Genomic DNA, 22176 nt, shown 5'->3' with positions numbered 1-22176 from the left:
GCCCCACTCCACGGAGTGGGGCGCCCTTCCTGCCGTAGGTGCAGGTGCCCGCTCACTGAGCGCCGGGGCGCACCAGACCGCTCTCGTACGCGTACACCGCCGCCTGTACCCGGTCCCGCAGCCCCAGCTTGGTCAGCACATGCCCTACATGCGTCTTCACCGTGGTCTCGCTGACGAACAGGTCTGCCGCGATCTCCGCGTTGGACAGCCCCCGCGCCACCAGCTTCAGCACCTCCACCTCACGGTCGGTGAGAGTGTGCAGGGTGTCCGGCACCGGCTCCTCGCCCGACGGCAGATGCGTCGCGTACTTGTCCAGCAGCCGGCGCGTGATGCTCGGCGCCAGCATCGCCTCGCCGTTCGCCACCACCCGGATCGCCTGCACCAGCTCGTTGGCCGGCGCGTCCTTCAGCAGGAAGCCGCTGGCCCCCGCGCGCAGCGCCTCCACCACGTACTCGTCCAGATCGAACGTGGTCAGCACCAGCACCTTCGCCGGGCCGTCCCGGCCGGGACCGGTGATCTGCCGGGTCGCCTCCACGCCGTCCATCCGCGGCATCCGGATGTCCATCAGCACCACATCGGGCTGGAGGGCGCGCACCTGGTCGAGAGCCTGAAGGCCGTCTCCGGCCTCGCCCACGACCGCGATGTCCTGCTCGGCTTCCAGGATCATCCGGAACCCGGTACGCAGCAGCGGCTGGTCGTCGACCAGTAGGACGCGGATGGCCACGGTGAGTCTCCTTCTGCTAGTCCGCGCCCATTCTGCCCTGCGCGAGGTCCCCGGACTCCGCCGACCTGACCGGCAGCGGGTACGGCGGGGGAGTACCGCCGAACTCCGGGCAGTGCGCCTGGTGGTCGCACCAGCCGCACAGCTTCGTCGGGCGGGGCCGCCACTCACCCGACTCCGTCGCCTCCCGGATCGCCTCCCACAGCGCGAGCAGCTTGCGCTCCACCCGCTGCAGATCGGCGAGGACCGGGTCGTACGTCAGCACATCGCCGCTGCCGAGATAGACCAGCTGCAACCGCCTCGGCACCACGTTCTTCAGCCGCCACACCACCAGCGCGTAGAACTTCATCTGGAACAGCGCGCCCTCGGCGTACTCCGGCCTCGGCGCCTTGCCCGTCTTGTAGTCGACGATCCGCACCTCACCCGTCGGCGCCACATCGACCCGGTCGATGATCCCGCGCAGCCGCAGCCCCGACTCCAGCTCGGTCTCCACGAACAGCTCCCGCTCCACGGGCTCCAGCCGGACCGGGTCCTCCAGCGTGAACCAGCGCTCCACGAGCTGCTCCGCCTCACCCAGCCAGCGCGCCAGCCGCTCGCCCTGCGGATCCTCCGCGAACAGCTCCCCGAGCTCCGGCCTGGACTCCCGCAGCCGGTCCCACTGCCCCGGGATCAGCGACTTGGCCCGCGGCGCCGTCCGCTCCGCCGCGGGCGCGTCGAAGAGCCGCTCCAGAACCGCGTGCACCAGAGTCCCCCGCGTCGCCGCCTCGCTCGGCTTCTCCGGCAGCCGGTCGATCACCCGGAACCGGTACAGCAACGGACACTGCATGAAGTCACTGGCCCGCGAGGGCGACAGCGAGACAGGCGGCCCGGCAGCCCTCCCCGCCACCGCCGTGACCGGCCCTTCCCCCTGCGCGACGACCGCGCCCCGATCCTGCGCGCCGTCCTCGATGCTGCTGTCCATGACCACAGACCATACGGCCCGCCACTGACAGTCACCCAACCCGCACGGCGCCCCGGCCAACACAGGGGGTGCCGGGGCGGAACACCCCACGACGGCCGCATACCATCGACCACAGACGACATATCTAACGAGGGGACACCGTGGACGTGAGCGGCGGCAGCGGGCAGCCCCGGTCGGACAACGCCGAACCGGCCGAGCCGACGCAGCGCACACCCGACGAGAAGCCGGCAGCACCGGAAACGCCGCAGGGCACGAAATCGCCGGAGGGCACGGAGCCGCCGCAGGACACAGAGCGGCCGGAGGGAACGGAGCCGCCGGAAACGCCGGAGCCCGCGCCCGCACCACCCGCCGACACCACCCCGGAACCCCCCGGGACGCGCGGGGACTCGCCCGCAGCCGCCCCCGGTACTCCTGGTGCCCCCGGCGAGGACGACGGGCCGGCCCGAGCGCAGACCGCCGGCATCGCCAAGGGCCAACCGCCGCAGCGGCCCAAGGAACCCGGCGGCGGGCTGCTCATGGGGCGCCCCTTCGGCGTCCCCGTCTACGTCGCCCCCAGCTGGTTCGTCGTCGCCGCACTGATCACCTGGGTCTTCGGCGGCCAACTGGGCCGCGTGCTGCCCGAACTCGGCGCCGCCCGCTACCTCGTCTCCCTCTTCTTCGCCATCGCCTTCTACGCCTCCGTCCTGGTCCACGAACTCGCCCACACCGTCGCCGCGATCCGCTTCAAGCTCCCCGTCCGCCGCATCCAGCTCCAGTTCTTCGGCGGCGTCTCCGAGATCGAGAAAGAGGCCGAGACCCCCGGACGGGAGTTCGTGCTGGCCTTCGTCGGCCCGCTGCTCTCCCTCGTCCTCTCCGGCCTCTTCTACCTCGCCATGCAGCCCGTCGAGCCCGGCACCGTCGCCGGCGTCCTGCTGGCCGGCCTGATGGTCTCCAACCTCATCGTCGCCGCCTTCAACCTCCTGCCCGGCCTGCCCCTCGACGGCGGCCGGATGCTCCGCGCCGTCGTCTGGAAGATCACCGGCAAGCCCATGAGCGGCACCGTCGCCGCCGCCTGGGTGGGCCGTGCCCTCGCCGTCTCCGTCCTCATCGGCCTCCCGCTGCTCAACCACTGGGGCGCCTTCGGCGGCGGCACCGACGACAGCAACGGCATGGACGCCGTCACCGACGCCCTGCTCGCCGCCATCCTCGCCGCGATCATCTGGACCGGCGCCGGCAACAGCCTGCGCATGGCCCGGCTCCGCGAACACCTCCCCGAACTGCGCGCCCGCACCCTGACCCGGCGGGCCGTCCCGGTCGAGACCGACACCCCCCTCTCCGAAGCCCTGCGCCGTGCCAACGCGGCCGGCGCCCGCGCCCTGGTCGTCGTCGACGCCGACGGCAACCCCCTCTCCCTCGTCCGCGAGGCCGCCATCGTCGGCGTACCCGAACACCGCCGCCCCTGGGTCGCCGTCAGCGGCCTCGCCCAGGACCTCACCGACGGCATGCGGGTCTCCGCGGAACTCGCGGGCGAGGAACTCCTCGACGTCCTGCGCGCCACCCCCGCCACCGAGTACCTGGTGGTCGAGGAGACCGGCGAGATCTACGGCGTCCTGTCGGCGGCGGACGTCGAACGAGCCTTCGTCAGAGCAATGGCAAGGCCTGCCTGACAGCGCCCCGCGGCCAAGCGCGCCCCGGAAGGGGCGCGGGGCTGTATCGATATGCGGCTACCGCCGCGTGGGCGCGAGCAACCACAGACGGCCCGCACCTGACGCACCCACCCTCGCCCCACCTGTCGGTCAGGCCGGTCAGGCCCCCCGCAGGGAACCGGTAGGCTGTTCACATGTCCGAACCGACCGGTGCCGCCCGCAGGCGCGGGCCCTTCAAGGTCGGGGACCAGGTACAGCTGACCGACCCCAAGGGCCGTCACTACACGTTCACGCTCGAAGCCGGGAAGAACTTCCACACCCACAAGGGCTCCTTCCCGCACGACGAACTGATCGGCGCTCCCGAGGGCAGCGTTGTCCGCACCACCGGCAACGTCGCCTACCTCGCGCTGCGCCCCCTGCTCCCCGACTACGTCCTGTCCATGCCCCGCGGGGCAGCCGTCGTCTATCCCAAGGACGCGGGCCAGATCCTCTCCTTCGCCGACATCTTCCCCGGCGCCCGCGTCGTCGAAGCCGGCGTCGGCTCCGGATCGCTCAGCAGCTTCCTGCTGCGGGCCATCGGCGACCAGGGCATGCTGCACAGCTACGAGCGCCGCGCGGACTTCGCCGAGATCGCCCAGCAGAACGTCGAGCGCTACTTCGGCGGCCCGCACCCGGCCTGGCAGCTCACCGTCGGCGACCTCCAGGACAACCTCTCGGACACCGACGTCGACCGGGTCATCCTCGACATGCTCGCCCCCTGGGAATGCCTGGAGGCGGTCTCCAAGGCGCTCGTCCCCGGCGGCATCCTCTGCTGCTACGTCGCCACCACCACCCAGCTCGCCCGGACCGTGGAGTCCATCCGCGAGATCGGCTGCTTCAACGAGCCGACCTCCTGGGAGACGATGATCCGCAACTGGCACGTGGAAGGCCTCGCCGTCCGCCCCGACCACCGGATGATCGGCCACACCGGCTTCCTGCTCACCGCCCGCCGCCTCGCCGACGGCGTCGAGCCGCCCATGCGCCGCCGCCGCCCCGCAAAGGGCGCCTACGGCGAGGACTACGACGGCCCCAACGCCGACGGCGGCGCCGGCCGCTGAGCCCGCCCCCGCTGCCGCGCCAACATCTGAACGCCGCGGCCGAGTTCCCCGGACAACACCGGAACTCGGCCGCGGCGCTCGCACATTGACGCCACCACACACGCCGTCGCAGACCCCACCACAGGACCGCGGAACCCCACCGCCCGCGAAAGCCCACCCCGCCGTTCCCTCCCCACTGTGACGTGTGGCACGATGCAGGCCACCCCCACCGGCACAGGCCTCACAGGAGACACTCCTAGTGCAGCAATCCGTGGTCCCGGAGCTCGCTCACACCGACACCCGCCCCATGCACTGGCTGGCCACCGCCGCCGCAGTGGCCGGCGTGGTCGCTCTGTCGTCCCTCTTCCAGCCGGGCTCGGCCAGAGCCGCCCAGCCCGCCGCCGCAGCCGAGACGAAGCCCGCCCCCGCGGCCGCCGCGCCGCCCAGTACCACCGGCGTGGACTTCCCCCTCGACTGCGGCCCGGTGAAGGAACTCGTGGTCAAGAAGGCCACCGGCGACCTCGACGGCGACGGCAGGCCGGAGACCGTGGCGGTGGTCCACTGCGACTCGGCCATGGGCACCCCGCCCGACGGCGTCTACGTCCTCACCCAGGCCGCCGGTGCCACCCGCCCCCGCGTGGTCGCCACCCTGGTCGACCCCAAGGACCGGCTCACCGTGACCGACTTCGCCGTCACCGGGAAAGCCGTCACCGCCACCCTGCTCGGCTATTCCTCGGACAATGTGCCCAGTTGCTGCCCGGACCTGAAGTCCAGCGCCAAGTGGCAGTGGAACGGCCACGCGTTCGTCCGCTCCACCCCCGCGGCCGCCCACAGCGTCTGACAGACGAGCCGGCCCGCCCGCCCGCCGGCACCACGCGGAGTGGCCGGAAAGTCACTCCGCGTCCGGCCCGTACACCTCGACACGGTCCGCGACCCGGCGCACATGGATGCACTCGCCAGGACACTCCCGCGCCGAGTCCACCACGTCCGTCAGCAGCGGCAGCGGCACCGGCACCGTCGCACCCTTCGCGAGGAGCAGCTCGTCGTCCGAGCCCTTCACATAGGCCAGGCCGTCGATGTCCAGCTCGAACACCTCCGGGGCGTACTGGGCGCAGATCCCGTCACCCGTACACAGATCCTGGTCGATCCAGACCTCGAGCGCCTCATCGCCGGCCAGGGCCTCCTGCTGCACGGTCATCTCTCCTGCCGTCGAAAGCGCCGGACGGCCGGACCCGGGCATCACCCGGTCCCGCCCCGGCGGGTGTTGAACGCCTTCGACCCTACCTCCGGCCCGCAACCGCCCGCGCACCCTCCTCACGCCCCCTCGGATCCTCTCCGCCCGCGCCCCGAGCCCGCGCGCACGGCGCGTCCCGCCGCGCGGGACGGCGGGACCCGGTCACCGGATCGATCGACTCGAGCCAACCCACGACCCGCCCCCGTGCACACGCACCACATCCGCCCGGTCGCTCTGTGTAAGAAATCCGCCACCGGGGCACAACCCCTGAACCGGCATTGGAGCGGACAACTCCGGTCAGTCACGAAGGGTTTTGACCACTCCAGGCCTGGAACACGCGGCTTCTGAATCGCGTTGAGTGGGTATCCACCCGGCACGAGGGAGAACGCGATGGGTGACCGACGACACACCTTGACAGTCTTTGTGATCTAGGGGTTTCAATCGACACCCACCCAGGTAGGGTCTGGAAGCGTCCAGCTCCCCTTGGAGGAGGTGAGGACCGTGGCAGCCCACGACGACGACATGAACCGCGGCATCCGCCCGGGACGAGGGTCCGACGACCCGTCCGAGCAGATCGCCTATCTTGAGCAGGAGATCGCCGTCCTGCGACGCAAGCTCGCCGACTCTCCGCGACACACGAGGATTCTCGAAGAGCGGATCGTCGAGCTACAGACGAACCTGGCCGGCGTGTCCGCCCAGAACGAGCGACTCGCGAACACCCTCCGCGAGGCCCGCGACCAGATCGTGGCCCTCAAGGAAGAGGTCGACCGACTCGCACAGCCGCCGGCCGGCTTCGGTGTCTTCCTCACGGCGAACGAGGACGGCACCGCCGACATCTTCACCGGCGGCCGCAAACTGCGGGTGAACGTCAGCCCAAGCGTTGACCTGGACGACCTCAGGCGCGGCCAGGAAGTCATGCTCAACGAAGCGCTCAACGTGGTCGAGGCCATGGAATACGAGCGCGTCGGCGACATCGTCACCCTCAAGGAGATCCTCGAGGACGGCGAGCGCGCCCTCGTACTGGGGCACACCGACGAGGAGCGGGTGGTGCGGCTCGCCGAGCCGCTGCTGGACGTCACCATCCGCCCCGGCGACGCCCTGCTGCTCGAACCCCGCTCCGGCTACGTCTACGAGATCGTTCCGAAGAGCGAGGTCGAGGAACTCGTCCTCGAAGAGGTCCCCGACATCGGCTACGAGCAGATCGGCGGTCTCGGAGGCCAGATCGAGGCCATCCGCGACGCGGTCGAGCTCCCGTACCTCTACCCGGACCTGTTCAAGGAGCACGAACTGCGCCCGCCCAAGGGCGTCCTGCTCTACGGACCCCCCGGATGCGGCAAGACGCTCATCGCCAAGGCCGTCGCCAACTCGCTGGCCAAGAAGGTCGCCGAGGTCACCGGCCAGGCCGCCGGCAAGAGCTTCTTCCTCAACATCAAGGGCCCCGAGCTCCTGAACAAGTACGTCGGCGAGACCGAGCGGCAGATCCGCCTGGTCTTCCAGCGCGCACGGGAGAAGGCCAGCGAGGGCACCCCCGTCATCGTCTTCTTCGACGAGATGGAATCCCTCTTCCGCACCCGCGGCTCCGGCGTCAGCTCGGACGTGGAGAACACCATTGTCCCCCAGCTCCTCGCCGAGATCGACGGTGTCGAAGGCCTCCAGAACGTGGTCGTCATCGGCGCCTCCAACCGCGAGGACATGATCGACCCCGCCATCCTGCGCCCCGGCCGACTCGACGTGAAGATCAAGATCGAGCGTCCCGACGCCGAGGCCGCCAAGGACATCTTCGGCAAGTACCTCACCGAACGCCTCCCGCTGCACTCCGACGACCTCGGCGAACACGGCGGCAGCAAGTCGGTCACCGTCGAAAGCATGATCCAGACGGCCGTGGAACACATGTACGCCGAATCCGAGGAAAACCGCTTCCTGGAAGTCACCTACGCCAACGGCGACAAGGAAGTCCTCTACTTCAAGGACTTCAACTCCGGCGCAATGATCGAAAACATCGTCGGACGCGCCAAGAAAATGGCGATCAAGGACTTCCTCGAACACAAGCAGAAGGGTCTCCGCGTCTCCCACCTCCTCCAGGCCTGCGTGGACGAGTTCAAGGAGAACGAGGACCTGCCCAACACCACCAACCCCGACGACTGGGCCCGGATCTCCGGAAAGAAGGGCGAGCGGATCGTCTACATCCGTACCCTCATCACCGGAAAGCAGGGCGCGGACACCGGACGCTCCATCGACACGGTGGCGAACACCGGACAGTACCTGTAAAACACAGGGCGGCTGCGGGTGCCCTCGCCGGGTACCCGCAGCCGACTGTTTTTCCGGCCAAAACCGGAACCGAGGCGAGCAAGGCAATGACGCAAATGATCTCCCCACCAGCGCAGAGGCGTTCTAGGCTCTTTCCTACCGCCGAGTCGCGCAGTGCGGGGACGGGCACCGCACACGCACCGGAGCGCCAGCGGTACGCGAGCGGAGCCCACGACCGAGGGCTCCGCCGGGCAAGGAGGGCCGCATGACCGTACGGCGAGTAATGGGCATCGAGACGGAGTACGGGATCTCCGTCCCCGGCCACCCCAACGCCAATGCCATGCTCACCTCGTCCCAGATCGTCAACGCCTACGCGGCGGCGATGCACCGGGCCCGCCGGGCCCGCTGGGACTTCGAGGAGGAGAACCCGCTGCGGGACGCCCGGGGCTTCGACCTCGCACGCGAGGCCGCCGACGCCAGCCAGCTCACCGACGAGGACATCGGCCTCGCCAACGTGATCCTCACCAACGGAGCACGCCTCTACGTCGACCACGCCCACCCCGAGTACAGCTCGCCCGAGGTCACCAACCCCCGCGACGCCGTCCTCTGGGACAAGGCCGGCGAACGCATCATGGCCGAGGCCGCCGAACGGGCCGCCCAGCTCCCCGGTGCCCAGCCCATCCACCTCTACAAGAACAACACCGACAACAAGGGTGCCTCCTACGGCACGCACGAGAACTACCTGATGAAGCGGGAAACCCCCTTCTCGGACATCGTGCGCCACCTCACCCCCTTCTTCGTCTCCCGTCCGGTCGTCACCGGCGCCGGCCGCGTCGGCATCGGCCAGGACGGCCATGAACACGGCTTCCAGCTCAGCCAGCGCGCGGACTACTTCGAGGTCGAGGTCGGCCTGGAGACCACCCTCAAACGGCCCATCATCAACACCCGCGACGAACCCCACGCCGACGCCGAGAAGTACCGCCGCCTCCACGTGATCATCGGCGACGCGAACCTGTCGGAGATCTCGACCTACCTGAAACTCGGCACGACAGCGCTGGTCCTGTCCATGATCGAGGACGGCTTCATCGCCGTCGACCTCGCCGTCGACCAGCCCGTACGCACCCTCCACCAGGTCTCCCACGACCCGACGCTGAAGAGGCTGGTCACCCTCCGCAGCGGCCGCACACTCACCGCGGTCCAGCTCCAGATGGAGTACTACGAGCTGTCGCGCAAATACGTGGAGGAGCGCTACGGCGCCGACGCCGACGACCAGACCAAGGACGTCCTGGCCCGCTGGGAAGACACCCTCAACCGCCTCGAACGCGACCCCATGAGCCTCTCCGGAGAGCTCGACTGGGTCGCCAAGCTGGAGCTCATGGAGGGCTACCGTCGCCGCGACAGCCTCGACTGGGACGCCGCCAAGCTGCACCTCCTCGACCTCCAGTACGCCGACGTGCGGGCCGAGAAGGGCCTGTACAACCGCCTCGCGGCCCGCGGGCGCATGAAGCGGCTCCTGGACGAGGCCGACGTGGAACGGGCCCGCACCAGCCCGCCCGAGGACACCCGGGCCTACTTCCGCGGCCGCTGCCTGGAGCAGTACGCCGACGACGTCGCCGCCGCGAGCTGGGACTCGGTCATCTTCGACCTCCCGGGCCGCGACAGCCTCCAGCGCGTCCCAACCCTGGAACCGCTACGCGGAACGCGAAATCACGTCAAGGAGCTCCTGGACCGCTGCCGCACCGCAGAAGACCTGGTCAGGGTCCTCTCCGGCGGCTGAACGGGTACCCGGAGCACACCGGGCGACCGGGGTCAAAACCCCGGCGCCCGGGAATCATCGAGGTGGCCCCCGTAGGTTGGAGAAACTGCGGGGCCGATGTCGGACCCGGCTTGTAGGGTCTGATCATCACCGAATCGGCAGGAAGCCGACCTGTCGACCCATGACGGGCGAACTGAGCGGGGTGAGGGTTATGGCAACCAAGGACACCGGCGGCGGACAGCAGAAGGCGACGCACTCCACCGAGGAGGTCGAGGAGCAGGCGGCAGAGTCGCAGGCCTCGGAGGACCTCAAGGAGCGGCACGAGAAGCTGAGCGACGACGTCGACTCCGTCCTCGATGAAATCGATGACGTACTTGAGGAGAACGCCGAGGATTTCGTGAGGTCGTTCGTTCAAAAAGGCGGAGAGTAAAGGCCGATCGGTCGCGTAGCCTTCGAAATGAAGGGCTCGGGGGGCTTGGGTGGTTGAGGGGCCGAACGCGAAGCACTGCAGGAAGTGCGGGCGGGATCTGCCTCCTGCGGCGTTCGCGCGCGACAGGAACCGGCGCGATGGCCTCCAGGTGCATTGCCGAGAGTGCGTGGCGGAGTACGGCGCCGCGCACTACCGGCGTCGCCGGGAGGCCATCGGGAAGACCGTCCGAGAGAAGGTGGATGTCCCGGCTGGGCACAAGCGGTGCCCGCAGTGCGAGGTCGTGAAGCCGCACTCCGAATGGGAGCGCAACAAGACTTCGTCGGACGGCTGGGCGAGTTACTGCCGTGCATGCCGTGCGGAGCGAAACCGGGTCAGTTACTTCAAGCGCAAGTACGGTCTCACCGAGGCCGAGCGGGACGCGCTGATCGCCTCGCAACGGGGCGTCTGCTGTATCTGCCTATCCGCCCCCGCCGCGCATGTGGATCACTGCCATGAGACGGGTAGGGTCCGTGGCGTACTGTGCTTCAGCTGCAATGCCGCGCTGGGGCAGTTCAAGGATCAGCCCGAAGTCATAAGGCGGGCTGCAGCATACGTGGAAGGAAACGCGTGGAAGCCAACACTCGTAGCACCGGGCGTCTACCAGCTGCCTTCCTGACGCCTGGGTCCTCTTCGTTCATGGACTTTCTCTCCGACCACCAGCCGGAGATGCTGCCCGGCAGGCGGCAGCTGCCGCCCACGCAGGGTGCGATCGAGGCGCCGCACGGGACGACGATCGTGGCGACCACCTTCCCCGGCGGCGTGGTGCTCGCCGGTGACCGTCGGGCGACGATGGGCAACGTGATCGCGCAGCGGGACATCGAGAAGGTGTTCCCGGCCGACGAGTACTCGGCCGTCGGTATCGCCGGCACCGCCGGTCTCGCGGTGGAGATGGTGAAGCTCTTCCAGCTGGAGCTGGAGCACTTCGAGAAGGTCGAGGGCGCCCAGCTGTCCCTGGAGGGCAAGGCGAACCGGCTGTCGACGATGATCCGGTCCAACCTCGGCATGGCCATGCAGGGGCTCGCGGTGGTGCCGCTGTTCGCCGGGTTCGACGTGGACCGGGGCAAGGGGCGGATCTTCTCGTACGACGTGACGGGCGGCCGTTCCGAGGAGCACAACTTCGCCTCCACCGGGTCCGGCTCCATCTTCGCGCGCGGTGCGATGAAGAAGCTGTTCCGTGACGATCTCACCGAGGAGCAGGCGACCACGCTGGTGGTGCAGGCTCTGTACGACGCGGCCGACGACGACTCGGCGACGGGTGGTCCCGATGTCGCCCGCCGGATCTACCCGATCATCACCGTGATCACCGACGGTGGTTTCCGCCGGCTCACCGACGACGAGTCGTCCGAGCTTGCCCGTGCGGTGCTGGCGCGCCGTCTGGAGGAGCCGGACGGTCCGCGCGCGGCGCTGCTCTAGGGAGCGTCGGCGTTCTTATCAAGGTGATCCCAGTGACTTCGACGGAACCCTAAGGAAGGGGTCGGATACCGGTGTCGACGCCGTTCTATGTCTCACCTCAGCAGGCGATGGCGGACCGTGCCGAGTATGCCCGCAAGGGCATCGCGCGTGGCCGCAGCCTGGTTGTGCTCCAGTACGCCGACGGCATCGTGTTCGTCGGTGAGAACCCGTCCCGTGCGCTGCACAAGTTCAGCGAGATCTATGACCGGATCGGTTTCGCGGCCGCCGGCAAGTACAACGAGTACGAGAATCTGCGGATCGGCGGTGTGCGCTATGCCGACATGCGTGGTTACACCTATGACCGTGCTGATGTGACGGCCCGTGGTCTGGCGAACGTGTACGCGCAGACGTTGGGCACGATCTTCTCGTCGGCTGCGGAGAAGCCGTACGAGGTGGAGCTGGTCGTTGCCGAGGTGGGGGAGACCCCGGAGGGTGACCAGATCTATCGGTTGCCGCACGACGGTTCGATTGTGGATGAGCACGGTTCGGTCGCCGTCGGTGGCAATGCGGAGCAGATCAGTACCTATCTGGACCGTGAGCACCGGGAGGGCATGACTCTGGCGGAGGCTCTGAAGCTGGCTGTGACGGCTCTGTCGCGGGAGTCGAACGGGACGCAGCGGGAGATTCCCGCGGAGCGTCTGGAGGTCGCGGTGCTGGACCGTACGCGTCCGCAGCAGCGCAAGTTCAAGCGGATCGTCGGCCCGCAGCTGGGTCGGCTGCTGGAGGCGGGCGGTGCGTCCACGGCCGCCGAGGCCGAGGAGGCGGAGGCGGAGGAGTCCGGCGGCGACGTCGAGTAACTCTTCGTATCGGCTTGTGTCGGTCCCGCTCTGCGCGCCCCGTCCGGTGGTCACCGGACGGGGCGCGGGCGTGTGTGCGGCTATGACGGCCGTGGTGGGGCTGTGGAGCCCCGTACGACCAGCTCGACGGGGATGTCTCCGTGCTGGGGTTCGCGGCCGTCCAGGACGGCGAGGAGGGCTTGCATGCCGCGTTCGCCGAAGAGTTCCGCGTCCAGGCGGACGGTTGTGAGCTCGGGGTCGATGGCGGTGGCGAGGGCGAGGTCGTCGAGGCCGGTGACGGAGATGTCGTCGGGGATGCGCAGGCCTTGGCGGCGCAGGGCTTTGTAGGCGCCGGCGGCGAGTTTGTCGTCGTCGCAGACGAGGGCGGTGGGTCGGGGGCCGGGTGCGGTGAGGGCTGCTTCGGTGGCGGTGCGGGCGCCTTCGATCGAGATGGGGGCGTGGACCGTGTGGACGGAGGTGCCGGGCGTGGCTGCGGTGCGGGCGGCCAGTTCGCGGGCGCGTACTTCGAAGGTCCAGGAGGGGATGTCCGCGGCCAGGTGCAGGAAGCGGCGGTGGCCGAGGGCCAGCAGGTGGTCGGCGACCTGGCGTACGCCGTCGGCGATGTCCAGGTTGACGGTGGCGGCGCCCAGGCTGCCGCCCGGGTCGCTGTCGAGCATGACGAGGGGGAGTTGGTCGCCGCGGATGGCGGTGAGGGCGTCGGCGGCCATGGAGGAGGCGATGACGCCGTCGAGGGCGGCTTGCGCGGAGGCGAAGGGGTCGCGGGCGGGGCCGATGCCTTCGGGGGAGGGGTAGAGGACCAGGCCGAAGCCGTGTGCGGCGGCGATGCGGGCGGCGCCGGTGTAGACGCCGGCGAAGAATTCGGTGGTCAGTGCGGGGACGACGAGGAGGACGGTGCGGGTGCGGCCAAGGCGGAGGTTGCGGGCGGCGAGGTTGGGTCGGTAGCCGAGGTCGCGGGCGGCTTCCCGGACGCGTTCGGCGGTGGTCTCGGAGACGCGGCCGCGCCATTTGTCGCCGAGCACGAGTGACACGGCCGCCTGGGAGACGCCGGCGGCTTGGGCGACGTCGCGGCTGGTCGGTCGCGTGCTGCTGCGTGGCACGGGGGTGGGCTCCTTCGTCTGGACGTGTGAACAGCGCACATGGTACGTATGGGCGACGGGGTTATACGTAACACTTGGAGGTGGGACATGGCCGCGGGGTACCTGGAGATCCTCAGGGCGAGGCACGCGGCCCGGCTGCTGACGGGGACGCTGGTGGGCCGGTTGCCGAACGCGACCGCCGCCCTCGCGATCGTGCTGTTCGTGCGTGCGGAGGGCGGTACGTACAGCCTGGCGGGGGTGCTCGCGGCGGTGTACGGCGTGGCCAACGCGGTCGGTCAGCCGGTGCTCGGGCGGCTGGTCGACCTGTGCGGGCAGCCGCGGGTCCAGTTGCCCGCGGCGCTCGCGTCGGCCGTCGCGATGGCGGTCTTCGCCTTCACGGGTGTCGAGCCGTTGCCGGTGGCCTGTGCGGCCGTGGCGGCGGCCGGGCTGTGCACGCCGCCGCTGGAGGGCGGTCTGCGTGCTCTGTGGCCGAGTGTCCTGGGCGAGGGTGACCGGGTGCACACGGCGTACGCGATGGACGCGGTGGCGCAGGAAGTCATGTTCACCGTGGGGCCGTTGCTGGTGACGCTGTGCGTGTCGCTGTGGTCGGCGCAGGCGGCGCTGCTGGTCGTGAACGTGGTGGGGGTGCTCGGGGCGCTCTCGGTGGTGGTCTCGCCGCCGTCGCGCGCGTGGCGTTCGGCTCCGCGTGAGGCGCACTGGCTGGGCGCGCTGCGTTCGTCCGGGCTGCTGGCCCTGCTGGCCGCGTTCCTGTTCGTCGGGGTCGCGATGGGTTCCATCACGGTCGCGTCGGTGCCGTACGCGGACGGCCACGGGGGTGATGTGGTGTACGGCTGGATGATGGCCGCTCTGGGGCTCGGTGCGCTGCTGGGGGGCACGGTGTACGGGGCGCGGCGGTGGGCGGGGGAGCCGGCGCGGCGACTGCGGTGGCTGGTGGCTTTTCTGGCGGTGTGTTACCTGCCGCTGATGTTGATGCCGGGTGCGGTGGCCATGGTGTTGCTGACCGTGTTGGCCGGGGTGTTCCTGGCGCCGGCGATCGCGTGTGCGTTCGTGCTGGTGGACCGGCATGCGCCGAGCGGTACGGTCACCGAGGCTTTCTCCTGGCTTGTGACGACGTTCACAGTGGGGGCGTCGGTGGGAACGGGCCTGGCGGGCCCGGTGGTCGAGGCGGGCGGGGCCCTGTGGGGGTTCGCCGTGCCGGGTGCGGCGGGGGGTGTGTCGTTGCTGGTCCTGGCGGTCACGGGACGGGTCCTCGCAGCTCCCGGTGGGGGTGCGGTGGTTGCGGCCGGTTCGGAAAATGATCCAAATCGTGCTGTCGAACCCCGTTTCAGCTCAGGGGATCGGGCGTAATGTTCAGTCATGGACCGCCGCATTTTCGGGCTGGAGAACGAGTACGGCGTCACGTGCACGTTCAGGGGACAGCGCCGCCTGTCGCCTGACGAGGTGGCGCGGTACCTCTTCCGCCGTGTCGTGTCATGGGGCCGTAGCAGCAATGTCTTTCTGCGGAACGGCGCCCGGCTCTATCTCGACGTGGGCTCACATCCGGAATACGCGACACCCGAGTGTGACAATGTGATCGAACTGGTCACCCACGACAAGGCCGGCGAGCGCATTCTCGAAGGACTGTTGGTGGACGCCGAACGACGCCTGCATGAGGAAGGAATCGCGGGCGACGTCTACCTTTTCAAGAACAACACGGACTCGGCGGGCAACTCTTATGGTTGCCACGAGAACTATCTGGTGGCGCGGCACGGGGAGTTCTCCCGGCTCGCGGACATTCTCATCCCGTTCCTGGTGACCCGGCAGCTGCTGTGCGGCGCCGGGAAGGTGCTGCAGACGCCGCGCGGTGCGGTGTACTGCGTGAGCCAGCGGGCGGAGCACATCTGGGAGGGTGTCTCCTCGGCGACGACCCGTTCCCGGCCGATCATCAACACGCGCGACGAGCCGCACGCGGACGCCGAGCGCTACCGCCGGCTGCATGTCATCGTCGGCGACTCGAACATGTCCGAGACGACCATGCTGCTGAAGGTCGGCGCCACCGACCTGGTGCTGCGCATGATCGAGGCGGGCACGGTGATGCGGGACCTGACCCTGGAGAACCCGATCCGGGCGATCCGCGAGGTCAGCCACGACATCACGGGCCGGCGCAAGGTGCGCCTGGCCAGCGGCCGGGAGGCCTCCGCGCTCGAGGTGCAGCGGGAGTACTACGAGAAGGCCGTGGACTTCTGCGAGCGCCGCGGTATCCGCACCGGCACGGTCGAGCAGGTGCTGGAGCTGTGGGGCCGGACCCTGGACGCGATCGAGGCCGAGGACCTGGACCGGATCGGCACCGAGATCGACTGGGTGATGAAGTACAAGCTCATCGAGCGGTACCGGGCCAAGCACAACATGACCATGTCTCATCCGCGCGTGGCGCAGATAGACCTCGCTTATCACGACATTCACCGTCGTCGTGGTCTGTATTACCTGCTGGAGAAGAAGGGTCAAGCCGCGCGGATCTGCAATGACTTGAAGATCTTCGAGGGCAAGTCGGTGCCGCCGCAGACGACTCGGGCGCGGTTGCGCGGTGACTTCATCCGGCGGGCCCAGGAGCAGCGGCGGGACTTCACGGTCGACTGGGTGCATCTGAAGCTCAACGACCAGGCGCAGCGCACCGTGTTGTGCAAGGACCCGTTCCGTTCCGTCGACGACCGGGTGGAGAAGCTCATCGCCGGTATGTGAGCGTTCGCCACACAACGCCACACGGGCGCCGTACGTTTTCCGTACGGCGCCCTTGTCACGTCGTAGAGTTGCGCGCACGCCATCCGCAAGATCGACCGATTACGAGGCTCTTCCGTGCGCCGACGCTCTCTTCTCCTTGCCGCTGTTCCCGCGGGACTGGTCACGCTCGCCGGGTGCGGTGACGGCAAGTCGTCCTCCTCCAGCAAGGCGAGTGCCTCTCCGTCGGCCTCCGCCTCGGTTCCGCCGCCGAAGATCGTGGACGGGCCGTTGCCGGCGATCACGGCGGGCACGAAGTTCGACGAGAAGCCGACGGTCGCCAAGGGCAGCGGGGACCCGTCGAAGGACCTGGCGGTCAAGACGGTGATCGCGGGCAGCGGCAAGACGGTCGCGGAGAACGACTTCATCCAGGCCAACTACCTGGGGCAGATCTGGTCCACGGCGAAGGTCTTCGACCAGTCGTACGACCGTACGCCGCTGCTCATGCAGCTGGCCGCGGGCAGCATCATCGACGGCTGGCGGTACGGGCTGGCCGGGAAGAAGGTGGGCAGCCGGGTGCTGATGGCCGTGCCGCCGACCTGGGGATACGGCAGCGCGGGCAACTCGCAGGCGGGGATCAAGGGCACCGACACGCTGGTGTTCGTGGTGGACGTGCTGAACTCGTTCAACTCGAAGAGCTCCAGCACCGGCAAGGAGGTCGCCCAGACCGACGCCGCGCTTCCCAAGGTCGGTACGAACACGGACGGCAAGGCCCCGTCGATCGACATCCCCAAGGTCGACCCGCCGAAGAAGCTGGTGTCGAACTACGTGCTGGAGGGGGACGGCCCGGAGGTGAAGTCGGCGCAGACCGTCCTGTGCCAGTTCAGGGGCGAGGTCTGGGACAGCGGCAAGGTCTTCGAGCAGACGTATGAGAGCGGGCGGCTGGCCCAGTTCTCGGTCGAGCAGATGCAGCAGGTCGTCAAGGGGCTGGCGCAGGGGATCACCGGCAAGAAGGTGGGCAGCCGGATCGTGGTCGTCACCCCGCCGGACCTGGCCTACGGGAACAACCCGCCGAGCGGTGGTGTGGTGAAGAAGGGTTCGACGCTGGTGTTCACGGTGGACATTCTTGCGGCGATGTAGTCGATGCGGTCGATGTGGTCCTGCGGGCGGTACCGGGGCGGGGATGAAAGACTGTCCGGGTTCCGAGTCGTACACAAGCAGGAGCCCAAGACGTGAACATCGACAAGCCCGAGATCGACTTCCCCGAGGGCGAGGCCCCGGCCGACCTGGAGATCAAGGACATCTGGGAGGGTGACGGCGAGGTGGCCCAGGCGGGCCAGACCGTCACCGTGCACTACGTGGGTGTCGCGTTCAGCACCGGCGAGGAGTTCGACGCCAGCTGGAACCGTGGCGCGCCGTTCCGCTTCCCGCTGGGCGGGGGCCGGGTCATCAAGGGCTGGGACCAGGGCGTGCAGGGCATGAAGGTCGGTGGCCGTCGCCGGCTGACCATCCCGGCCCACCTCGCCTACGGCAACCAGAGCCCGACGCCGGCGATCAAGCCCGGCGAGACGCTGATCTTCGTCGTGGACCTGATCGCGGTCTGATCCCGGTACCCGGTCGGCGCCGTCGGGCGTGGACCGTTCCTGGTCGGAAACCGGCTGGACGAGGGCCCGTGCCATGTGCGCGGGCCCTCGTCGTTTGTCATGCCGTGTCCGTTTCGGTCCTCATTGTTTGGACTGGCTTTTGCCGTGACACTCCGGAGCGGTACGGTCATCGGTCAGGAGCACCATAGGGAAGGCGAAGGGCGTCGATGGCCATTGCCAAGGCCGAGCGGCTGATGAACCTGGCGCTGTGCCTGCTGGGGACGCGGCGGCCGCTCAGCAAGCGTGAGCTGCGGGACTCCATCGAGGCCTACGTCGAGGCCTCCGGGCCGGGAAAGGGTGCGGCGGGCAGCGACGACTCCTTCAACCGGATGTTCGAGCGGGACAAGGACGACCTCCGTGAACTCGGACTGGTGATCGAGACCGTGGAGAACCTGGACGGCGAGGTCGGCTATCTCGCGCGCCGCGGCAGCAACCGCCTGCCGCCCATCACCCTGGATGCCGAGGAGGCCGCCGCCCTCGGGCTCGCCGCCAAGGTCTGGCAGCAGGCCCGGCTGGCCGGCGCCGCCAGCGGGGCCCTCCAGAAGCTGCGCGCGGCAGGCCTCCCGGAGGACGTCGACCCGTACGAGGCCCATGGCGCCCTGGAGCCGCGGATCCCCGTGCACGAGGCCGCCTTCGAACCGCTGATGCTGGCCTGCCGGGACCGCCGCCCGGTCGTCTTCGACTACCGCAAGGCCACCGCCGCCCACCCGGAGACCCGGAACGTGGAGCCGTGGGCCCTGGAGTGCTGGCGCGGCCACTGGTACCTGGCCGGCTGGGACCGTGACCGGGGTGCCGAGCGGGTGTTCCGGCTGTCCCGGATCACCGGCAGGGTCCGCTCCCGGGGCACCGCCTTCACCGTGCCGGTCCCGGACGTCGTCACCGTCCGCGAGACCGTGGCGAGCTGGGCCGGGGAGATCGCCGACCGCTCCGCGCTGATCCGGCTGCGCCCGGGGTCCGGGTACCCCCTTCGGGCGAAGGCCACGGCGGTGCGGGAACTCGGTGACGGGTGGGACGAGTTGGAGATTCCGTACGGGCACGGGCTGGACGCCTGGCTCGTGGAGTTCGGGCCGGACGTGATGGTCCTGGAGCCGGCCGAGCTGCGGGCCGACGTGCTGGACCGGCTGCGTGCCGTGGCCAAGGGCTGAGGGGGAGCTGAGCAAGGCAGTGGCAGGCAAACCGGTCAGGCCCGTGAACGCCATCGACCAGACCCGGCGGATGCTCTCCCTGGTGACCTACCTGCGCGAGCGCCCCGGCGCCCGGATCGCGGACGTGGCGCGCGCCTTCGGCATCACCGAGGACGAGCTGGTCTCCGACCTCGACGTGCTGCCCATGTGCGGCACCAGCTTCCGCGGCGGCGATCTGCTGGACATCGACACCGACGGCGAGCGGATCTGGTGGCACAACGCGGCCGCGCTCGGCGAGGAGGCCGCCGAACCGCTCCGGCTCGCCGCCGACGAGGCGACCGCGCTCCTGGTCGCCGCCCGTGCGGTGGCCACCCTGCCCGGCCTGCGCGAGGGCGACCGGCAGGCGCTGCTGCGGGCCACCGCCAAGGTGGAGACCGCGGCCGGCGAGGCGGGCGACGCCAGTGCCCGGCTGTCGGTGACCTTCGAGTCCGAGGGCGGCGTCTTCGCCGACGTGGACCGTGCGATCGCCGAGCGCCGCCGGCTGTGGATCCGCTACTACTCCCCGGCCCGCGACGAGCTCACCGAGCGCGAGATCGACCCCATCCGCCTGGTCAGCGTCGGCCACACCTACGTCGAGGCCTGGTGCCGCCGCTCCGAGGCGCGGCGCACCTTCCGGCTCGACCGGGTCGCCGAGATCAAGATCCTCGACGAGCCGTCCGCACCCCCCGAGATCGAGCTGCGCGACCTGTCCGAGGCCCTGGTGCAGCCGGCCGCCGAGGACCCCGAGGTGGTCGTCGAGGTCGGCCCGGCCGGCCGCTGGGTCGCCGAGTACTACCCGCACGACAGCGCGGATGAGCTTCCCGACGGCGGGCTGCGTATTAGCCTGCGCACCCCCGATCCGGCCTCCCTGCGCCGGCTGGCGCTCAGGCTCGGCGGCGACGGCCGGATCGTGTCACCGCCCGAGCTGGCCGACAGCGCCCGCCGGGCGGCCCGCGAGGCACTGGCGGCGTACGACCACGCAGTGCACGGCGATGAGGAAGGGCATGAGTGAGCCGTCGGAGGCGCTCCGAAGGCGAACGATCAAGAAGGAGGGGCAAAGGCTTTGAACGAGTCTTCCGGGGTTCTGGACGAGTCTTCGGGTTCCGGCGGCGCGGGTGCGCGGGAGATGACGGTCGCGGCCGCCTTCGCCGGGATGAGACGCGTGGTCCCCGTGGTCTTCAGAGCCGGCTGCCCGCACTGCCACGGCAGTTTCGAGCTCACCGCGAGCGCCCTGCGGCTGGCCGTCGGAGCCACCAGCAAGACGACGTTCTACTCCTTCACCTGCCCCGACTGCGGGTCCGCCGTCCGCAAGCCCGCCGGCGAGCGGATCGTCGAGCTGCTCACCGACGGCGGGGTCAGGACCCTGCGGCTGAACCCCACCGTCTAGGCTCGGCCCATGTTCTGGGCGATGGTCGCGGTAGCTGTGGGTTTCGTGGGTCTCGCCGTGCTCGGCGTGCTCGCCGTCCGGGTCTTCCTGGAGGCGCGAAAGCTGGGGGCGCAGGTCGCGGACTCGGCACGCCGGATCAACCGGGCCGCCGAGGACCTGGAGCGGGCGGCCGCCAGTGCCGCCCGTACTGTGGACACGCTGTGACCCCCGCTGTGCGAGGGGTGTGAGTAGTGGGCCACAAGCGGTTTGTGTCACTTCGCCCTGTCACGGCGCCCGCAGGGGCGGGTACGCTGCTGAACGCGGCACGGAGAACGAGGCCCGTTCCGCGGACCGGGAGTACGCACGGGGATTGCCTGACGTTTACCCCTGAGCGTTACGATCGCTGACAGCACGATCACTCGGACGCTTGTCCGACGGATCGGACAGCATCCCAACCCAGCCGCCTCGGTGAGAAGGTAAAGACTTATGTTCGGAAGGCTCGGAGCCCCCGAGATCATTCTCATCCTTGTCGTCGTCATCCTGCTGTTCGGCGCGAAGAAGCTTCCGGACATGGCCCGCTCGCTCGGCAAGTCCGCGCGCATCCTCAAGAGCGAGGCCAAGGCGATGAAGGAAGAGGGCAACACCAGCACCTCCGCCCAGGCGCCCGCCTCCGGCGAGCAGGTCCAGGCCCAGCGCACCATCCAGGCTTCCCCCGGTGACGTGACCAGCTCCCGCCCGGTCAACGAGCCGTCGGACACCACCCAGCGCTGACGCAAGGCCGGTAGCTCCCGGCCTGCCGCACGAGATGAGGACGTGGGTTGCCCAAGTCTGCCCGCAAGCAGGAGAAGGATCCCGAGGGGCGGATGCCTCTCGCGGATCACCTTCGCGAGCTCCGCAACCGGCTCGCGAAGGCCATGCTGGCCATCGTCATTGTGACGGTGGTCGCCGCCTTCTTCTACAACGACATCATCAACTTCCTCACCAGGCCGGTCCTCGACTCGGTCGGTTGTGAGCAGGCCTTCGGGGAACTGGCCAGGGCCAAGTCCGACTCGCATCCCTGCGCGCAGATCACGATCAACGGCCTGCTCGCGCCCTTCACGCTGGCCCTCCAGGTCTCGCTGATGGCAGGTGTGGTGTTCGCCTCGCCGGTCTGGCTGTACCAGCTGTGGGCCTTCGTCGCGCCCGGTCTGCACCGCAGCGAGAAGAAGTACGCCTACGCGTTCGTCGCCACCGGCGTCCCGCTCTTCTTCGGCGGCGCGTTCTTCGCCTACAAGGTCCTGCCGACCACCGCGAAGGTGCTCCTCCAGTTCACCCCGCGCAGTGTGAGCAACCTGCTGCCCCTGGACGACCTGCTCCAGCTGGTCACCCGCATGGTGGTCGTCTTCGGCCTCTCCTTCGAGCTGCCGCTGCTCCTGGTGATGCTCAATCTCACCGGCATCATCACCGGCCGGCGCATGCTCGGCTGGTGGCGGGCGATGATCCTCGGCATCACGATCTTCGCGGCCGTCGCCACCCCGAGCACCGACCCGCTCTCCATGCTGGCCCTCGCCGGGCCGATCTGGGTGCTCTACTTCGGCGCGGTCGCGTTCTCCCTCATCAACGACCGGCGCAAGCGCCGCCGCGAGGCCGAAGCCCCCGACGACGACGAGGCCTCCGACCTCGACCTGACGCCCGAGGACATCGGCGAGGTCGAGACCGTCTCCGCGAGCCGCGCGCTGCCCGAGGCCCCGGAGCGGGTCAACGGCTACGACGACGTGACCTGACAGGGCGACCCCAGCCATCGAGAGGTGGGCGCCGCCCCCGCCGCGGGCCCCCCGTCGTCCTGCGGGGGTGGGGTTTAAAAAAAAAAAGCGGGCCGGGGTAATTGTGGTGTTG

23 protein-coding genes are annotated in these 22176 nt (G+C 69.4%); 19 read left to right on the top strand and 4 right to left on the bottom strand.

Annotated elements, in window-relative coordinates; genetic code table 11:
• Positions 1–52: 52 nt before the first annotated feature.
• Both ACWGKQ_RS49285 and ACWGKQ_RS49280 read right to left on the bottom strand, forming a co-directional pair.
• A complete protein-coding gene (locus ACWGKQ_RS49285; RefSeq protein ID WP_030608351.1) occupies positions 53–724 on the bottom strand; it encodes a response regulator in 672 nt (223 codons plus the stop codon).
• A gap of 16 nt (positions 725–740) precedes the next feature.
• Positions 741–1682, bottom strand: a complete 942-nt coding sequence (locus ACWGKQ_RS49280) for a RecB family exonuclease (protein WP_453298651.1) — start codon at positions 1680–1682, stop codon at positions 741–743.
• 140 nt (positions 1683–1822) lie between these two features.
• Here ACWGKQ_RS49280 and ACWGKQ_RS49275 point away from each other — a divergent pair, with 140 nt between their 5' ends.
• The 3 genes from ACWGKQ_RS49275 (at position 1823) to ACWGKQ_RS49265 (ending at position 5224) form a co-directional block, all read left to right on the top strand.
• Complete coding sequence (locus ACWGKQ_RS49275; protein WP_453298650.1) at positions 1823–3328, top strand: site-2 protease family protein; 1506 nt, start codon at positions 1823–1825, stop codon at positions 3326–3328.
• Between the two features lie 173 nt (positions 3329–3501).
• The gene (locus ACWGKQ_RS49270) at positions 3502–4404 is read left to right on the top strand and encodes a tRNA (adenine-N1)-methyltransferase (RefSeq protein WP_089103073.1); all 903 of its coding nucleotides are present in this window, start codon (positions 3502–3504) and stop codon (positions 4402–4404) included.
• A gap of 238 nt (positions 4405–4642) precedes the next feature.
• Complete coding sequence (locus ACWGKQ_RS49265; protein WP_453298649.1) at positions 4643–5224, top strand: hypothetical protein; 582 nt, start codon at positions 4643–4645, stop codon at positions 5222–5224.
• 51 nt (positions 5225–5275) lie between these two features.
• Here ACWGKQ_RS49265 and ACWGKQ_RS49260 read toward each other — a convergent pair whose 3' ends face one another.
• Positions 5276–5581 carry a ferredoxin gene (locus ACWGKQ_RS49260; RefSeq protein ID WP_453298648.1) on the bottom strand — a complete coding sequence of 102 codons (306 nt, stop codon included), beginning with the start codon at positions 5579–5581 and terminating at the stop codon, positions 5276–5278.
• A gap of 537 nt (positions 5582–6118) precedes the next feature.
• Between ACWGKQ_RS49260 and arc the strand changes: the two genes are divergently transcribed.
• From arc to prcA, 6 genes are all read left to right on the top strand, one after another.
• Complete coding sequence (gene arc, locus ACWGKQ_RS49255) at positions 6119–7885, top strand: proteasome ATPase (protein ID WP_453298647.1); 1767 nt, start codon at positions 6119–6121, stop codon at positions 7883–7885.
• Between the two features lie 244 nt (positions 7886–8129).
• Positions 8130–9641 carry a depupylase/deamidase Dop gene (gene dop / locus ACWGKQ_RS49250; RefSeq protein WP_453298646.1) on the top strand — a complete coding sequence of 504 codons (1512 nt, stop codon included), beginning with the start codon at positions 8130–8132 and terminating at the stop codon, positions 9639–9641.
• A 190-nt stretch (positions 9642–9831) separates the two neighbouring features.
• On the top strand, positions 9832–10050 hold the full coding sequence (locus ACWGKQ_RS49245) for a ubiquitin-like protein Pup (protein WP_453298653.1): 219 nt from the start codon (positions 9832–9834) through the stop codon (positions 10048–10050).
• Positions 10051–10099: 49 nt separating this feature from the next.
• Positions 10100–10705, top strand: coding sequence for an endonuclease VII domain-containing protein (locus ACWGKQ_RS49240; protein WP_453298645.1), 606 nt, complete (start codon positions 10100–10102; stop codon positions 10703–10705).
• Positions 10657–11502: a proteasome subunit beta gene (gene prcB / locus ACWGKQ_RS49235; protein ID WP_453298644.1), complete on the top strand. Its 846-nt coding sequence runs from the start codon at positions 10657–10659 to the stop codon at positions 11500–11502. The genes ACWGKQ_RS49240 and prcB overlap by 49 nt, the downstream gene beginning before the upstream one ends.
• A gap of 71 nt (positions 11503–11573) precedes the next feature.
• On the top strand, positions 11574–12338 hold the full coding sequence (prcA, locus tag ACWGKQ_RS49230; RefSeq protein WP_453298643.1) for a proteasome subunit alpha: 765 nt from the start codon (positions 11574–11576) through the stop codon (positions 12336–12338).
• 80 nt (positions 12339–12418) lie between these two features.
• Here the strand turns inward: prcA and ACWGKQ_RS49225 are convergent, their stop codons facing one another.
• Positions 12419–13435, bottom strand: coding sequence for a LacI family DNA-binding transcriptional regulator (locus ACWGKQ_RS49225; protein ID WP_453298642.1), 1017 nt, complete (start codon positions 13433–13435; stop codon positions 12419–12421).
• 87 nt (positions 13436–13522) lie between these two features.
• Here ACWGKQ_RS49225 and ACWGKQ_RS49220 point away from each other — a divergent pair, with 87 nt between their 5' ends.
• The 10 genes from ACWGKQ_RS49220 to tatC all read left to right on the top strand — a co-directional run bounded on the left by ACWGKQ_RS49220 (position 13523) and on the right by tatC (position 22064).
• Positions 13523–14782: an MFS transporter gene (locus tag ACWGKQ_RS49220; protein ID WP_453298641.1), complete on the top strand. Its 1260-nt coding sequence runs from the start codon at positions 13523–13525 to the stop codon at positions 14780–14782.
• A 9-nt stretch (positions 14783–14791) separates the two neighbouring features.
• Positions 14792–16153, top strand: a complete 1362-nt coding sequence (pafA, locus tag ACWGKQ_RS49215; protein ID WP_009297738.1) for a Pup--protein ligase — start codon at positions 14792–14794, stop codon at positions 16151–16153.
• A gap of 114 nt (positions 16154–16267) precedes the next feature.
• The gene (locus ACWGKQ_RS49210; RefSeq protein WP_453298640.1) at positions 16268–17269 is read left to right on the top strand and encodes an FKBP-type peptidyl-prolyl cis-trans isomerase; all 1002 of its coding nucleotides are present in this window, start codon (positions 16268–16270) and stop codon (positions 17267–17269) included.
• 92 nt (positions 17270–17361) lie between these two features.
• Entirely contained in the window at positions 17362–17733 is a 372-nt protein-coding gene (locus ACWGKQ_RS49205; RefSeq protein ID WP_453298639.1) for an FKBP-type peptidyl-prolyl cis-trans isomerase, read from the top strand.
• Between the two features lie 206 nt (positions 17734–17939).
• On the top strand, positions 17940–18917 hold the full coding sequence (locus ACWGKQ_RS49200) for a helix-turn-helix transcriptional regulator (protein ID WP_453298638.1): 978 nt from the start codon (positions 17940–17942) through the stop codon (positions 18915–18917).
• A 19-nt stretch (positions 18918–18936) separates the two neighbouring features.
• The gene (locus ACWGKQ_RS49195) at positions 18937–19947 is read left to right on the top strand and encodes a helix-turn-helix transcriptional regulator (RefSeq protein ID WP_453298637.1); all 1011 of its coding nucleotides are present in this window, start codon (positions 18937–18939) and stop codon (positions 19945–19947) included.
• 114 nt (positions 19948–20061) lie between these two features.
• Positions 20062–20322, top strand: coding sequence for a hypothetical protein (locus ACWGKQ_RS49190; protein ID WP_453298652.1), 261 nt, complete (start codon positions 20062–20064; stop codon positions 20320–20322).
• Between the two features lie 9 nt (positions 20323–20331).
• Positions 20332–20526: a hypothetical protein gene (locus tag ACWGKQ_RS49185; protein WP_453298636.1), complete on the top strand. Its 195-nt coding sequence runs from the start codon at positions 20332–20334 to the stop codon at positions 20524–20526.
• 261 nt (positions 20527–20787) lie between these two features.
• On the top strand, positions 20788–21072 hold the full coding sequence (gene tatA, locus ACWGKQ_RS49180; protein ID WP_453298635.1) for a Sec-independent protein translocase subunit TatA: 285 nt from the start codon (positions 20788–20790) through the stop codon (positions 21070–21072).
• Between the two features lie 47 nt (positions 21073–21119).
• Positions 21120–22064, top strand: a complete 945-nt coding sequence (tatC, locus tag ACWGKQ_RS49175; protein ID WP_453298634.1) for a twin-arginine translocase subunit TatC — start codon at positions 21120–21122, stop codon at positions 22062–22064.
• Positions 22065–22176: the final 112 nt, after the last annotated feature.

This window comes from Streptomyces sp. NPDC054770 (genome assembly GCF_053611985.1).
This window is presented reverse-complemented; position numbering and strand designations above follow the sequence as displayed.